This window comes from Caulobacter hibisci (assembly GCF_016135805.1).
Lineage (GTDB): Bacteria > Pseudomonadota > Alphaproteobacteria > Caulobacterales > Caulobacteraceae > Caulobacter > Caulobacter hibisci.
In genome coordinates this window covers 430,615-444,495 of record NZ_JADWOX010000002.1, presented here as the reverse complement: position 1 = coordinate 444,495, position 13,881 = coordinate 430,615, and the positions used below count along the sequence as shown (strand labels likewise).

The 13,881-nt window shown below is 66.8% G+C and carries 14 protein-coding genes; 5 read left to right on the top strand and 9 right to left on the bottom strand.

The window, feature by feature from the left end:
* Positions 1-54 precede the first annotated feature (54 nt).
* From I4Q42_RS05135 to flbT, 9 genes are all read right to left on the bottom strand, one after another.
* On the bottom strand, positions 55-738 hold the full coding sequence (locus tag I4Q42_RS05135; RefSeq protein WP_198574988.1) for a hypothetical protein: 684 nt from the start codon (positions 736-738) through the stop codon (positions 55-57).
* A 57-nt stretch (positions 739-795) separates the two neighbouring features.
* Complete coding sequence (locus I4Q42_RS05130) at positions 796-3,633, bottom strand: hypothetical protein (RefSeq protein ID WP_198574987.1); 2,838 nt, start codon at positions 3,631-3,633, stop codon at positions 796-798.
* Positions 3,634-3,739: 106 nt separating this feature from the next.
* On the bottom strand, positions 3,740-4,294 hold the full coding sequence (gene pseH / locus I4Q42_RS05125) for a UDP-4-amino-4,6-dideoxy-N-acetyl-beta-L-altrosamine N-acetyltransferase (protein ID WP_198574986.1): 555 nt from the start codon (positions 4,292-4,294) through the stop codon (positions 3,740-3,742).
* Positions 4,295-4,464: 170 nt separating this feature from the next.
* A complete protein-coding gene (locus tag I4Q42_RS05120; RefSeq protein WP_198574985.1) occupies positions 4,465-5,301 on the bottom strand; it encodes a flagellin in 837 nt (278 codons plus the stop codon).
* A 200-nt stretch (positions 5,302-5,501) separates the two neighbouring features.
* The gene (locus I4Q42_RS05115) at positions 5,502-5,816 is read right to left on the bottom strand and encodes a hypothetical protein (RefSeq protein ID WP_232792860.1); all 315 of its coding nucleotides are present in this window, start codon (positions 5,814-5,816) and stop codon (positions 5,502-5,504) included.
* Between the two features lie 144 nt (positions 5,817-5,960).
* On the bottom strand, positions 5,961-6,782 hold the full coding sequence (locus tag I4Q42_RS05110) for a flagellin (protein ID WP_198574983.1): 822 nt from the start codon (positions 6,780-6,782) through the stop codon (positions 5,961-5,963).
* A 360-nt stretch (positions 6,783-7,142) separates the two neighbouring features.
* Positions 7,143-7,967 carry a flagellin gene (locus tag I4Q42_RS05105; protein ID WP_198574982.1) on the bottom strand — a complete coding sequence of 275 codons (825 nt, stop codon included), beginning with the start codon at positions 7,965-7,967 and terminating at the stop codon, positions 7,143-7,145.
* 257 nt (positions 7,968-8,224) lie between these two features.
* Complete coding sequence (gene flaF, locus I4Q42_RS05100; RefSeq protein WP_198574981.1) at positions 8,225-8,587, bottom strand: flagellar biosynthesis regulator FlaF; 363 nt, start codon at positions 8,585-8,587, stop codon at positions 8,225-8,227.
* Positions 8,547-8,972, bottom strand: coding sequence for a flagellar biosynthesis repressor FlbT (gene flbT / locus I4Q42_RS05095; RefSeq protein ID WP_198574980.1), 426 nt, complete (start codon positions 8,970-8,972; stop codon positions 8,547-8,549). Before flbT ends, flaF begins: the two co-directional genes overlap by 41 nt.
* Before the next feature lie 191 nt (positions 8,973-9,163).
* Here flbT and I4Q42_RS05090 point away from each other — a divergent pair, with 191 nt between their 5' ends.
* The 5 genes from I4Q42_RS05090 to I4Q42_RS05070 all read left to right on the top strand — a co-directional run bounded on the left by I4Q42_RS05090 (position 9,164) and on the right by I4Q42_RS05070 (position 13,842).
* The gene (locus I4Q42_RS05090; protein WP_198574979.1) at positions 9,164-10,957 is read left to right on the top strand and encodes a tetratricopeptide repeat protein; all 1,794 of its coding nucleotides are present in this window, start codon (positions 9,164-9,166) and stop codon (positions 10,955-10,957) included.
* 76 nt (positions 10,958-11,033) lie between these two features.
* Entirely contained in the window at positions 11,034-11,420 is a 387-nt protein-coding gene (locus I4Q42_RS05085; RefSeq protein WP_198574978.1) for a primosomal protein, read from the top strand.
* A 78-nt stretch (positions 11,421-11,498) separates the two neighbouring features.
* Complete coding sequence (locus tag I4Q42_RS05080) at positions 11,499-11,642, top strand: hypothetical protein (RefSeq protein WP_198574977.1); 144 nt, start codon at positions 11,499-11,501, stop codon at positions 11,640-11,642.
* 96 nt (positions 11,643-11,738) lie between these two features.
* Positions 11,739-12,605 carry an AAA family ATPase gene (locus tag I4Q42_RS05075; RefSeq protein WP_198574976.1) on the top strand — a complete coding sequence of 289 codons (867 nt, stop codon included), beginning with the start codon at positions 11,739-11,741 and terminating at the stop codon, positions 12,603-12,605.
* A 79-nt stretch (positions 12,606-12,684) separates the two neighbouring features.
* The gene (locus I4Q42_RS05070) at positions 12,685-13,842 is read left to right on the top strand and encodes a hypothetical protein (protein WP_198574975.1); all 1,158 of its coding nucleotides are present in this window, start codon (positions 12,685-12,687) and stop codon (positions 13,840-13,842) included.
* Positions 13,843-13,881: the final 39 nt, after the last annotated feature.

Genomic DNA, 13,881 nt, shown 5'->3' with positions numbered 1-13,881 from the left:
GAAGGACCTTTATTCAGATAGCTGGAGCGCGCCTGGGCGCGCCCCAAGGCGCGCTCAGCCGACGCTGGGAATGGCGCAGGTGGCGGCCTGTTCCACGACGAGGTGGAACGAACGGTTGTCGGACGAGGCCTCCACCCGGCCCGGCAGCAGGCGCAGGGTCTCGTCGCCCCAGCGGCCGTAGGTGGCGCCGCCCGGGCGCTCGCACTTGCCGGCGAACAGCTGCTGGATGCAGGCGTTCTGGGTGATCTCGCCCGGCAGCTTGTTCCATTGGCCGCCCGCATAGCGCTGGCAGACGCCCAGGGGGGCGCTGGAGGCCGGGATCGCGCCCGAGGCGGTGGGCGTCGGCGCGGGCGTGGCGACGGGCGCGGCCACGGTCGGCGGCGGCAGCGGGGTCAGCACCGTGCCGGCCTGGTCGGCGGCGGCCAGGGCCCCGGTCTCGTCAACGCCGACGTCGAGGGCGCCGGTGGCCACGCCGTTCTTCTTGGCGCAGTCGGCCAGGGTGGTCTCGCCGACGAACTGGCCGCCGACGAAGCAGCGCAGCGGACGGGCGGGATCGTTCAGCTTGCCGTCGTCGGGACGGCCGGTCTCGACGATCAGGCCGCCGCGCGAGGCCGGCGGATCCTCGGCCGGCTTGCGATCCTTGCCGCCCATCAGGCCGAAGGCCACGGCCAGGCCAGCGATCACCGCCAGGGCCGCTCCGCCGCCCAGCAGCACGCGTCGATCTTTGAGAAGTTCCATGCCCCCTGGCTACGACGCGTCGATGACGGTTTCAAGCGCCGCGAGGGTTTGCGGGGCTTAGCCGCCGGTCAGACGGTCGAGGGCGGCCTGGTAGTTGGAGATCTGGTTGGTCAGATAGGCGGGCGCGGTGCCGCCGGTCTTGCCCGAGGTCGCGGTCGAGCCGTCGGCCTTCACGCCGTTGGCGATGTCGGCCATCTCGCGATAGGCGTTGCGGATGGCGGCCGTGGCCGACTTCAGCAGGTCGGCCGTGGTCGCGCGGGCGGTCTCGTCGACGAGGCTGAGCTCGGTCGGCAGCTTCAGGCCGTAGACCGGCCCCTTGCCGTCGGCCGAGACGGTGCGGCCGTCGTCGGTCTTGGTGTTGCGCACGATGCCGGAGGCCAGGCCCAGAGCGCTGAGCACGTTGCTGTCGCCCTTGCCCGGCAGCACTTCCACCGTCGAGGTGTTGTAGGCCGGGGTGATCTTCAGCTTGCGCATGTTGCCGTCGCTGGAGATCGACACCTTGGCGGCGTAGCCCGAGGCCCGGCGGATCTTGTCGGCCAGGGTGTCGAGCGTGTCTTCGGCGCCGATGGTGATGGTGGTCAGCGGGCCGCGCTCGCGCGTGCGGATCTGGAAGGTGTCGCCAGGACGGGCCGAGGTCGCCGAGACGATCTTATCCGACTGGACGTAGTTCATCGTCCCGCGCGGCAGGCCCAAGATGTCGAGGGCGCTGGAGCCGGAGGCGTCGACCGCGATCGAGGTCGGGGTGGCGTAGCCGTCCTTGCCGGTCAGGCGCTGTTCCCAGGTGGCGTCGCCGGTGGCCATGTCGATCTGGGCGACATAGCCGTCCTTGGTGCCGACCGTCGCCTGGCCCGCCAGGTCCTTGCCGGCCGAGCCGACCAGCCAGGCCTGGCCGTTGGAGACCGCCATGCCGGTGACCGTGTCGTCGCCGGTCCCGCCGTAATAGGCCAGGGTGTCGCCCGAGGTGTTGGTCAGGTCGAGCGACAGCTGGGCCACGAAGCCGTCCGAACCGCCCGAGGCGGCCGACTTGACGTTGTTCACGGCCAGCGAGCCGTTGGTCGTGTAGCCGCCGACATAGAGCTGGCCGTTGTCGATGGCCAGGCCGGCGATGTCGCCGCCCTTCAGCGTGCCGAGGTCGCGCGTCGCGCCCACGGTCATGGTCGCGGCCTTGGTGTAGGTGACCGGCTTGGTCTCGTAGGCCCCGGCCGAGTTCAGCGCGGTGCGGTTCTCGGTCACCACGGTGGTGGCGACGTTGAAGCTGCGCAGCATCGCCTCGCTGCCTTCCTTGCTGGCGACGATGACCTTGCCGCCATCGACGACCATGCCCGAGACGGTGTCGTTCTCGGCGCTGCCGAAATGGGTCGTGAACAGCGCCTTGGGCGTGCCCGCGATGTCGGTCGCAAAGCCCGTCAGATAGTTGTCGTAGCCGCCCTTCGAGGCCGAGCCGGTCGCGCCGGGCAGGTCCGACTTGGTGCGGCCGGCCACGTAGACGACGCCGTCCTGGCCAAAGGCGACGGCGGTGGCCTCGTCTTCCAGCAGGCCGCCGCGACGCACCGTCCAGGCCTCGTCGCCGGCGGCGTCGTAGAGCGAGACGAAGCTGTCGGTGACCGTGCCGTTGCTGTCGGAGTTGATCGGGCCGGTGGTGGCGCCGGTCAGGGTCCCGGCCACGGAGCCGGCCACGGCCACCTTGCCGTCGCTAGACACGGCGATCGAATAGCCGGTGGCGGTGTCGGCCGCGCCCAGGCTGCGGGCGTAGAGCAGCTTGCCGGCCGAGTCGTACTTCAGCAGGGCGACGTCCTGGTCGCCCTTGATGGTCTGGCTCTCGACGCTTTTTTCGACGTCGGCCAACACGTAGATCGAGCCGTCGGCTCCGGTCACGGTCTTGTGGACCTTGGCGACCGTGCCCTCGAGCGTGTCGGAGAACACCTTGGTGCCGGCCGTCGCGCCCGAGCCGGCGCCGTACTTGGTCAGGGTGTTCTCGATGACCGCGTCGTCGGTCTTGGTGTCCTTGTCCGGGTCGGGGTTGCCGGCCTCGGTGGTGACGTAGATGGCGGGCTTGGTCGCCGTGGCCGTGAAATTCACCTTCTCGATCGAGTCGCCGCGGATCCGCAGAGCGAAGTCGTCGCCGGTGGCCGGCAGCTTCACCGTCTGGCCGTTGACCGTGGTGGTGCGCGCCACGCCGGCGGTGCGCTCGACGGCGAAGGTGGTGTTGTAGCCGGCCGTCGAGAGCTTCTCGTTGAAGAAGCTGACCACGTTGGCCATGGTCCGCGGCTTGGTCCCCATCTCCGACAGGTCCATCTTCAGCGTCGTGGTCTCGCCGAACTTGGTCACCGCCATGTCGAAGCTGACATTGCCCTTGAACTGCGGGACCTCGTCGTCGACCTGGCCGGTATAGAGCGTGCTGGTGACGTAGCCATAGACGTTCTTGGGAATGCCGACGGTGGACTTGTCGGTGGTCATGGCCGCGCCGGTGGTCAGGCGCATGTTCTCGCCGTTCAGGTTCTGAACGTAGTTGGTCAGCTCCGTCAGCCCCTTGGTCATCGCCGTCTGCAGGCGCTTGATCTCGCTGTCGGAGACGTTCTTCTCGCTGGACCGGCTGGCCAGGGCCGTCAGGGTGTTGAGCGCCTGGTAGGCAGTGAAAAGCTTCTTGTAGTCGCCGCTGATGCCCGGCGAGGCCGCCTCGGCGGCGCCTTCGTCGACGAACTTGCGGCCGTTCAGCGCCGACTTGACCAGATCGCTGGCCTGGGTGCTGACGGTGGTCCAGGGCGCGGCCGGAATGGCCTTCTTGCTGGACGAGGACGAGGTGGTGCCGGTCGTGGCCGTGGACGTGCTGGCGCCCGTCAGGCCGACCTTGGCCTGATAGTAGCTCAGCAACGAACTGGTGTCGAAAGTGATCACGACAGCTTCCACGGAAGGCGCAATGCGCCACACAGCGGCAATCTACGGTTATGAACGCTGACGTTTCGTTAAGACGTGTGAATCGAATTCGGCCCGAGGCCCCAGATCAGGCCGCGATCAGGTGGGCGTCGCTGAGCGAGCGCCGGGCCTCTTCGCGCAGGATCGCCCACTCCTCGGCGAGGATGCCCAGCAGCACCACGTCGCGCGGCTCGCCGTTCTTCAGCACGTGGCCTCGCAGATAGCCTTCGCGGCGGAAACCCGAGGCGGACTGGGCCTTTAGCGCCGCGTCGTTGTCGGCCATGACCTCGGCGAAGACCTTGTGCAGGCCCAGCTCGCCAAAGGCCTTGTCGAGACCCAGCACCTGGGCGGCCCGCCCTACCCCGCGACGGCGGGCGTCGGCGGCGCCGACGAACCAGTTCCAGCCGGCGCGGCGATGGTGCGACAAAAGGCCCGTCAGGGTCAGCAGGCCGGCCGGCTCGCCGCCCCGCACGATCATCCAGCCCTGCATGTCGGGATCGCGGCGCAGCGCCTCGAACCAGGCGGCGTGGGCGTCGCGGCTGGGGAACGCCGCGTCGGACATCCAGCGATCGACCTCGGGCTCGGCGCGCCAGCGAAACAGCACCGCCTCGTCTTCGTCCTTCAAGTCCCGCAGATCGATCATGCCGCGCGAATCCCCACACACATCGCCCTGGGTAACAGTACCGACGTGCAGAACGCCGGCCTAGGGCAAGACCGGCGTTCTATCGTACAATTACGTTAGGAGAGCGACGCTCGCGGATATTTGCGGCGCGCGGCGCGTCGTCAGGCGCGCATGCCTAGGCTTCGAGCGCCTTAGCTATTGCCGAACAGCGACAGGATCAGTTGCGGCGCGCCGTTGGCGATCGACAGCGCCTGGGCGCCGAGCTGCTGCTTGACCTGGAGGGCCTGCAGGCGGGCGCTTTCCTTGGCCATGTCGGCGTCGACGAGGTTGCCCACGCCGGTCTCCAGCACGTCCGAAAGCTTCGAGACGAAGGTGTTGTGGCCGTCGATCTGCTTGGCCTGCGAGCCGATCGAACCGACCGCCTGGTTGACCGAGGCGATGGTCGCGTCGAGACGCGCCAGGACGTTGGTGGCCTGGGTCAGGGTCGAGATGCTGTCGCCGGCGACCAGGCTGTTGTTGGGGCTGCCCAGCGACAGGGTCTGCAGGTTCAGCGAGATGACCGTCTGGGCGTCGGCGTCGGCCAGGAAGGTGATGGCGCTGGTCTGGCTGCCGTTGAGGATGTTGGCGCCGTCGAAGGTGGCGCTGTCGACAACCTGGCTCAGGTTGCTCAGCAGCCCCTGGAAATCGGCGTCGAGGGCCTTGCGCGACGAGGTCGACAGCGAGCTGTCCTTGGCCGCGACCACCTTCTCGCGCATCTGGTTGAGCAGGTCGGAGACCGTCTCGCCGGCGGTCAGGGCGACGTCGGCGATCGAGGTGGCGCGGTCGAGGCTGATCTTGACCGAGGACAGGGCCGAACGGTCGGCCTGCTGGTCCTGGGCGATCGACCAGACGGCGGCGTTGTCCTTGGCGCTCGAGATCGCAAGGCCGGTGTTGATGCGGGTCTGGACGCCCTGCATCTCGTCGTTGGTCTTGTTCAGATTCTGCAGGGCGATCAGCGCAGGCTGATTGGTGTTCACGCTCAGCGTCATCACGATCTCCGAACGGCGTTCTCGCCGACTTACGAGGGAGCTCGGTACGCGATTCGGCGGCCGAGCGGATCGACCGTGAACTTGCGGCTGAGGGAGTAAGAATATGGTTAACGCGCGTAAACCATAACGCGCCTGCGACGTCGCGCCGCAAGCGTGATCCGGAAAACCCTTGCTCGACAGGCCTTTGGGCGCGAACGCCCCTAGGTCAGGCCGTCATAGATCGCGCCGGGGCCGTAGGACGCGTTGTCCTTGAACCTCAACACGTCTTCACGCGGGTACTGCTTCAGCGTCTCGCCGGTGCGCCGGTCGACCGTCTTGTAGACGTAGACGCCGCTGTCGGCGTCCTCCTCGATCACCAGGCGCAGGTCGCCCGGCTGAGGGCCGTTGTCGACCTTCTGCTCGGCGGCGCTGGCGGAGCCCTTGCGGGCCTCGGCCTGGCGGACGTCGGACACGACTTCGCCGTCCGAGGTCTTGCCTGGGACGGTGGGCGGAACGATCGGGTTTTGCGCGGACATCTCTTGAACAGGAGCCGTCAGCGCGGCTTGGCTTTCCATCTCTCCCATCGCCGCCGGTTCTCGGCGGCGCCTCTGTTATCCCCTCCCCGGCGAAGGCCGAAGAAAGGCGGGGGCGGCCCGTGAGGACCGCCCCCTGCTCGTTCCTTATCGGAACAGGCTCAGGACCGTACCGGTCGACTGGTTGGCGATAGACAGCGCCTGGATGCCGAGCTGCTGCTTGGTTTGCAGAGCTTGGAGCTTGGCGCTTTCCTTGGCCAGGTCGGCGTCGACCAGGTTGCCCACGCCCGCGTCGAGGCTGTCTTGCAGCTTGCCGACGAAGGTCAGGTGGGTGTCCAGGCCGGTCGAGCTGGTGCCCAGCGAAGCCAGCTTGTTGGTCGTCGTTTGCAGGGCCGTGTCGATGGTCGCAATCATCGTCTTGGCAGCAGCGGCGTCCGCGAAGGTGGTGCTGGTGCTCAGGCCGATACCAGCCAGCGACAGGGTCTTGGAGTTCACCGTGATGGCGGTGCCGTCCGAGTTGGCCAGGAAGCTGAGCTTCGTGGTCGAACCGTCGATGATGCTGGCGCCGTTGAACTTGGCGTTGCTCACGGCCTTGGTGATCTGGTCGCGCAGCGAGGTGAAGTCAGACTTCAGAGCGTTGAACGAGGCAGTGTTCAGCGAGGTGTCGGAAGCGGCCAGGGCCTTTTCCTTCATCTTGCCGAGCAGGTCCGTGACGGTGTCGCCGGCGGCCAGAGCGACGTCGATCGTGGATTGACCGCGTTGCAGCGAGTCCTTCACGGCGTTCATCGAGGAGGCGGTGGCCGACTGGTTCTTGGCGGTGGCCCAGATGGCGCCGTTGTCTTTGGCGCTACCGATCTTCTTGCCGGTGTTGATACGCTGTTGCGTAACGGCGAGATCGCTGTTGGTCGAGTTCAGGTTTTGCAGGGCGATCATCGCGCCCGAGTTCGTGTTGATGCTGTTCAGCGCCATAACGAATATGTTCCTATTTCAGGTTGTCCGACGTCATTTTGACTGCCGGGAGCGTTTTGCTCGCTGAACTAGGAAGCAACTACCGGGCCAAACCTGCCCACTCGCGCAAAATTTTTAAGTCGTTGAAATTACTGCGTTATATGTTCGTTTAGGATGCCGTCACCCGGCACTTCCTGCCTACTTTGAGCGCCCGTCGGCAATATTTGCCGGGCAGGTTTCAGCAGATGCGACCGTTTTGCCCATCTGAAAATCGACCAGTGCTCACCGAAAGTCCGCCCACGGAACCTGATCGGAAAAAAAGAAAACGCCGGGCGATCTTGCGATCGCCCGGCGCTTGCCGCCGCTCTGGCGCTTCTTCGATCAGCCCTTGAACAGGGACATGATCGACTGGGGCGCCTGGTTGGCGATGGACAGTGCCTGCACGCCCAGTTGCTGCTTGGTTTGCAGCGACTGCAGCTTGGCGCTTTCCTTGGCCATGTCCGCATCGACGAGGTTGCCGACACCCGCGTCCAGGCTGTCCTGCAGCTTGCCCATGAAGGTCAAGTGCATGTCCAGGCCGACCGAGTTGGTGCCGAGCGAAGCCAGCTTGTTCGTCGTCGTCTGCAGCGAAGTGTCGATCGTGGCGATCATCGTCTTGGCGGCGGCGGCGCTCGTGAAGCTCGTGGTCGCCGACAGACCGATGCCCGTGAGGGACAGGGTCCGCGAGGAGACGGTGAAGGCCGAGCCCGTTTCGTTCGCGAGGAACTCGAGCTTGGTCGTCGAACCGTCGACAACGCTGGCGCCGTTGAACTTGGCATTCGTCACCGCTTTCGTGATCTGGTCACGCAGCGAGTCGAAGTCCGCCTTCAGGGCGTTGAACGAGGCGGTGTTGAGCGAGGTGTCGGAGGCGGCCAGAGCCTTTTCCTTCATCTTGCCCAGCAGATCGGTGACGGTGTCGCCTGCAGCCAGAGCAACATCGATCGTCGACTGACCGCGCTGGAGAGAATCCTTCACGGCGTTCAACGAGCTCGACGTCGCGCTCTGCATTTCAGCCATCGACCAGATCGCGCCGTTGTCCTTAGCGCTCGAGATCTTCTTGCCGGTGTTGATGCGTTGCTGGGTGGTGGTCAGCTCCGAGTTGGTGGCGTTCAGGTTCTGCAGCGCGATCATCGCGCCGGCATTGGTGTTGATGGAGTTGGCGATCATAGGAACCTACCGTTTTGGTGGAGAGCCCCGGCATTTTGCCGGCCGGGCGTTTTGCCCGCGGGAACCATCGCAAGCGGCGGGCCAGCTCGGACCACCTCGGCGCCAAATCGCAATGCCTTGAAATTAAAGGGAAATGTGAAGCGGCAGACCGGAAACGAAACCGCCCGGCGAATGCAACATTCGCCGGGCGGCAGGTTTTTCCGGGAGAGGCGGCAATCGGCGCCGAGCGGCGCCGTGGGATGCCGGAGGGCGTGGGATCAGGCCGCTTCGGCGCGGCCGGCCAGCCCCTGCATGATCATGCGGTTGATCTCGATCAGAGGCTCGAAGTCCTCTTCCTTGCGCATGACCAGGCTCGAGTGGCGACCCACCCAGATGCTCAGCGAGATGATGCTCGCGCGGAGCTCTTTCGTCATGGTGTTCTCAGGCAGCGCGCAATCGGTCGCCAGCGCCGACCAGACACGACGGTTCCAGTCCAGCGCCTTGATGCGCGTCTGGATATCGCTCTCGTCAGCCTGGGAAGCCTCCATGAGGGCCCGAGTCACCTGTCCGAACAGACGGTACTCGACCTCACGCGGATTCTCAGTCCTGGTCGCCGCCTGTTGGTAGGCCCGAAGAGACATTCCCCAACCTCTCGTCTTCGTAATCGATCAGCTTACGGCTCAGCATGAGCGCCTTGTAGTACTCGCGCGCCATGACGTGTTTCGAGATCGCGATGCAGTCGGCCAGAACGGCCGAATTGCGCACCACGCCCATGAACTCGGTCAGGCGGGTGGCGAACTCGTCGTAGTATTTTTCCGCTCCAGCTTCTTCCAGATACATCATCATGACCGGGAAGTAGATGCGACGAGATGGCGTAGTGACCTGGTCCGGCTGCATGATGTCCTTCTCACGCAGCACCGAGGCCTTGTTCTGGAGGACCAGCACGCCGCGACGATCGCCGTTTTGCACGACCGCCCCGTTCAACACGAATTTCTCGCCGGGCTTCAGCGACAGCTTCAAAGGCACTTTTGGCCGCTCCTTCCATCGCTGCGCCCGTCCGCCATAGTGGCGGTTCGCCGGAATGGCGTTCGGATCGGACCCTAGGTCGCCGTGGGTTAACGCCCTATTGCCGACCGCGCGACCGTAAGTCGCAGCTTAGGACTCAATTAAGCATACTCGCCCAGTGGATGAAGCCTCCCAATCGCCAAGGTGACCGCATGACCCGCAATCTCGGCTCAGGAATCTCGGCCGCCGCCCTCGCCGCCGCCGACGAGGCGGCCGGTCAAGGCGTGCATCTGGGCCTGCGGGCCGCGCAACTGGGTGATTCCGCCTCCTCCGATTCGATCGCCCGGCTGAATCGCGAAGCCCGCGCGGTCCGCGACCAGCAGAGCGTAAAGCTGCTCAACAAGGCCATCGTCGCCGTGCAGAACGGCGACTACGCCAACGCCGAGAAGCAGGCGCTGAAGGCTCTGAAAAAGGACGAACGCACGGGCGTGGCTTGGCACGTCCTGGCCGTGGCCCGCGAGAAGCTCGGCGACTTCGCCTCGTCGATGCAGTGCTACGAGGCGGCGCTGCAACTTCTGCCCAGCGAAGGCGCGGTGGCGGGCGATCTGGGCCGCCTGGCCTTCCGGCTGGAGATGCCCGACATCGCCGCCAAGCTGTTCATGCATTACCTCAAGGAGCGCCCCGGCGACCTGGAGGGGGTCAACAACCTGGCCTGCGCCCTACGCGACCTGAACCAGGAATCGGCGGCGATCGACGTGCTCAAGCCCGCGATCCAGGCCAACCCAGAGGTTCCGGCCCTGTGGAACACCCTGGGCACGGTGATGTGCAGCCTCGGCGAGGGCCGCACCGCCCTCACCTTCTTCGACGAGACGCTTCGCCTGGCCCCGAACTTCGGCAAGGGCCATCACAACCGCGCCTTCGCCCGCCTGGACCTCGGCGACGTCGAAGGCGCCCTGGCCGACTGCGAGGCCGGTATCGCCTCGGCCGATTCGGTCGAGGACCTGGCGACCATGCGCTTCGCCCACTCGACCATCCTGCTGGCCCTGGGCCGCGTGGCCGACGGCTGGGACGCCTACAAGGCCCGCCTCGACCCCGACCTGCCCGGCGCGCCGCACTATCCGATGCCCGTCCGCGCCTGGGAGACGGGCGAGGACCTGGCCGGCAAGCGCCTGCTGGTGCTGGCCGAACAGGGCCTGGGCGACGAGGTGATGTTCGCCAACACCCTGCCCGACGTCATCGAGGCCCTGGGGCCCGACGGCGCCCTGTCGTTGGTGGTCGAGCGCCGCCTGATCCCGCTGTTCGAGCGCAGCTTTCCGGGCATCGACGTCACGGCGCACCGCACCGTCGCCTACGAGGGCCGCACCTATCGCAACGCCCCCTTCGTCGAGGACTGGTCGAAGATCGACTGCTGGGTTCCGATGGCTTCGCTGCTGCGCGCCTTCCGCCCGACCGCCGAGGCCTTCCCGCCGCGCGAGCGCTTCCTGACGCCCGGTCCCGGGCGCGTCGCCCACTGGAAGCGCGTGCTGCAAGACGCCCCGCCCGGGCCCAAGGTCGGCCTCCTGTGGAAGAGCCTGCGCCTCAATGCCGAGCGCGCCCGCCAGTTCTCGCCGTTCGAGCTGTGGGAGCCGGTGCTGAAGACCCCCGGCGTCTCGTTCGTGAACTTGCAATACGGCGACTGCGACGAGGAGATCGCCTATGCCCGCGAGCAGCTGGGCGTCGAGATCTGGACCCCGCCCGGCATCGACCTGAAGCAGGACCTCGACGACGTCGCCGCCCTGGCCTGCGCCCTGGACCTGACCATCGGCTTCGCCAACGCCACGATCAACCTGGCCGGGGCCTGCGGCGCCGCGACCTGGCTGCTGACCGGCGCGGCCGCCTGGACGCGGCTGGGCACCGACCATTACCCCTGGTACCCGCAGGCCCGCTGCTTCATCGCGCCGAACTACGACGACTGGCGGCCGATCATGGCCGACGTGGCCCAGGCCCTGGGCGAGTTCGCGAAATAGGCCCGGAACGCCCTTCGCCGGGACGGGTTGATTCCGTGACGGACGGCGATCGCGCCGTCCCCGCAGGAGACGCCCGATGCCCGCCGAAACCGACTTCGACGCCCAGGATGTCGCCGAGGTCCTGGACGAGACCAACCTGACCGAAGACGGCGGCGATATCGCCAATTTCGACGAGATCGAAGACGTCTTCGACGTCACCCAGGCCGAAGGCGACGACGCCGAGGATGAAGACGAGGACGTTGATATCCTCGACGAGTCCGAGCTGATCGAGCTCGAGGACGAACTCGAAGGCGGCCGCGACGACGAGGGCCTGGACGTCGAGCGCGAGCCGCTGGACCCGGTCGGCGGCGGCCTGTCGGACGAGGATCTGGTCTCCGACGACGACGAAGAGCCCTCCGACTACGAGTCGACCCGCCTGGCCGACGACGACATTGAGGCCCTGGGCTACGACAAGCGCGGGTAAGGGTCGATCCGTCCTAGCCGGCTCTGGCCAGCTGCCGCATCATCACGCCCCATACTTGCGGTCAGGGAGAGCGCCCGCATGTCCGATCCGAAGCCCGAGCCTGTCGAAGACGCCGAAAACCTCGACGACCAGCTGGAGGAAGGCCTGGAAGAGAGCTTCCCGGCCAGCGATCCGCCGTCCGTGACCCGCCGTCACCGCCAGCCGCCGCAGAACCCGGCTTGATCGCGCGGCGCGGCTCTGTAGGTTAGCCTGAAGATTTGAACACTTGTTCGAGGCGCGCTCTCCCGGAGGGGACGGGCGCGCCGTCAGGAAAACCGCATGAGCCAGCGCTTCGAAGGCACCGCCGACTACGTCGCCACCGAGGATCTCAAGGTCGCCGTCAACGCCGCCGTGGCCCTGGAACGCCCCCTGCTGATCAAGGGCGAGCCGGGCACTGGCAAGACGGTGCTGGCCTACGAGGTCGCCAAGGCGATGAACGCCCCGCTGCTGACCTGGCACATCAAGTCGACGACCAAGGCCCAGCAGGGTCTCTACGAATACGACGCCGTCACCCGCCTGCGCGACAGCCAGCTGGGCGATGAACGGGTCAAGGACGTCCGCAACTACATCAAGAAGGGCAAGCTCTGGGAGGCGTTCGAGAGCCCCCAGCGCCCGGTGCTGCTGATCGACGAGATCGACAAGGCCGACATCGAGTTCCCCAACGACCTGCTGCAGGAGCTCGATCGCAACGAGTTCTACGTCTACGAGACCAACGAGACGATCTCGGCCAAGGTGCGGCCGATCATTATCATCACCTCGAACAACGAGAAGGAGCTGCCGGACGCCTTCCTGCGCCGCTGCTTCTTCCACTACATCCGCTTCCCCGAGGAAGCGACGATGCAGGCGATCGTCGACGTCCACTTCCCCGGCATCAAGCAGAAGCTGGTCGCCGAGGCGCTGCGCATCTTCTACGACATGCGCAAGGTTCCGGGCCTGAAGAAGAAGCCCTCGACCTCGGAACTGCTGGACTGGCTCAAGCTGCTGCTAGTCGAGGACATCGACGAGAAAGTCCTGCGCGAGAAGGATCCGACCAAGCTGATCCCGCCGTTGCACGGCGCCCTGCTGAAGAACGAACAGGACGTCCACCTGTTCGAGCGCCTGGCCTTCCTGGCCCGCCGCGAGGGCGGCGCCCGCCCCGGCCAGTAGGGGCTCGCTCGCCGGGAGATTGCGCCTGGACGTCCGCGCTACCGTCGGCCAAGCTCGGCCGGCTGTGGAGGGCGCGTACATGAAGTTCCTGGTGATCGCGGGCGTGGTGCTGGGTGCGGCATTGGCGGCGACGCCGGCCGCGGCGCGTGAGGCTTGCGCCGTCCGCCCGGCGACCCAGGCCATCGCCCTGCCCTCGGGCAACATGCAGGCCGACCTGGCCGCCCTGTTGTCGATGGGCCCGGCGCTTCAGGACAAGCCCACCCAACGCAAGGCCCTGCTGAAGGCCAAGGCCAAGTGCGACGCACCAGGCTTCGAGGCCGGCGGACGACCCTATGCCGTGTTCGAGACCGGTGAAGCCTCTCCGATCCTGGTGGCGCGCAGCGCCGATGCCGACGCGCCGATCTTCTTCGTCGTTCCCTTTGCCAACATCATGTCGGTCGTCATGGCCGAGGTCGAGAAGCGCCCCGTACCGGCGGCCGAGGCCAACTATCTGCTGGTGATCTCGACCAAGGCCGGCGCCTCGGCCCTGCGGGTCTACCGCTCGGCGCCCGACGGCGCGGCGCTCCAGGCCGACGTCCTGGCCGCGCTGCAGGGCAAGCTTCCGCCGCTGGTCAGCCGCGACGAGAAGACCAAGAACGTGCGCATCAACCTCATGATGGACGCCTACGAGGGCCCCAAGTCCAAGCCCGGCTTCACGCCGCCGCCGGGCTCGGCGGTCGCCCCGCCGGTCACCAGCCCCGTGCCGCAGAACGCCAGCTTCCAGGAGCAGCCTGGCGGCGCCGCCCTGCATCCGGCCAGCGGTTTCGCCTGCCCCGTCACGCTGGACGGCTTCAAGCGCGACCGCCTGACAGTCTACGACGCCGCCCAGGGCGGCCGCGACGTCAGCTGCGGCTATGGCGCGTCCGGCGCGACGGCCACCCTGTACCTGACCAAGCTGCCCGAGCAGTACACCCTGACCCGGGTGTTCGACGCCTATGTGCAACAGGCCAAGGCCCACACCCCGGCGGCCAGCGACGTGACCGACCCCTATCCCGCGGCCGACGGCGGCCCCCGTCGCCTGGGCAAGTTCTGGCGCGATCCGCAGGGGCGAAACGAGGGCCTGTGGCTGATGCAGATCGGTCCCTGGTTCGCAAAGTTGCGGGTGACCTATTCCGACGCCGCCGCCCCGGACATCCGGCACCTGGCCACGGACCTGCTGGGCGCCGTCGACGAGCAGGTCAAGCCGCCGGTCGCCTGAGCCTGTTACCGCGATTTCATTGGACGTCGGTCGCCGGTT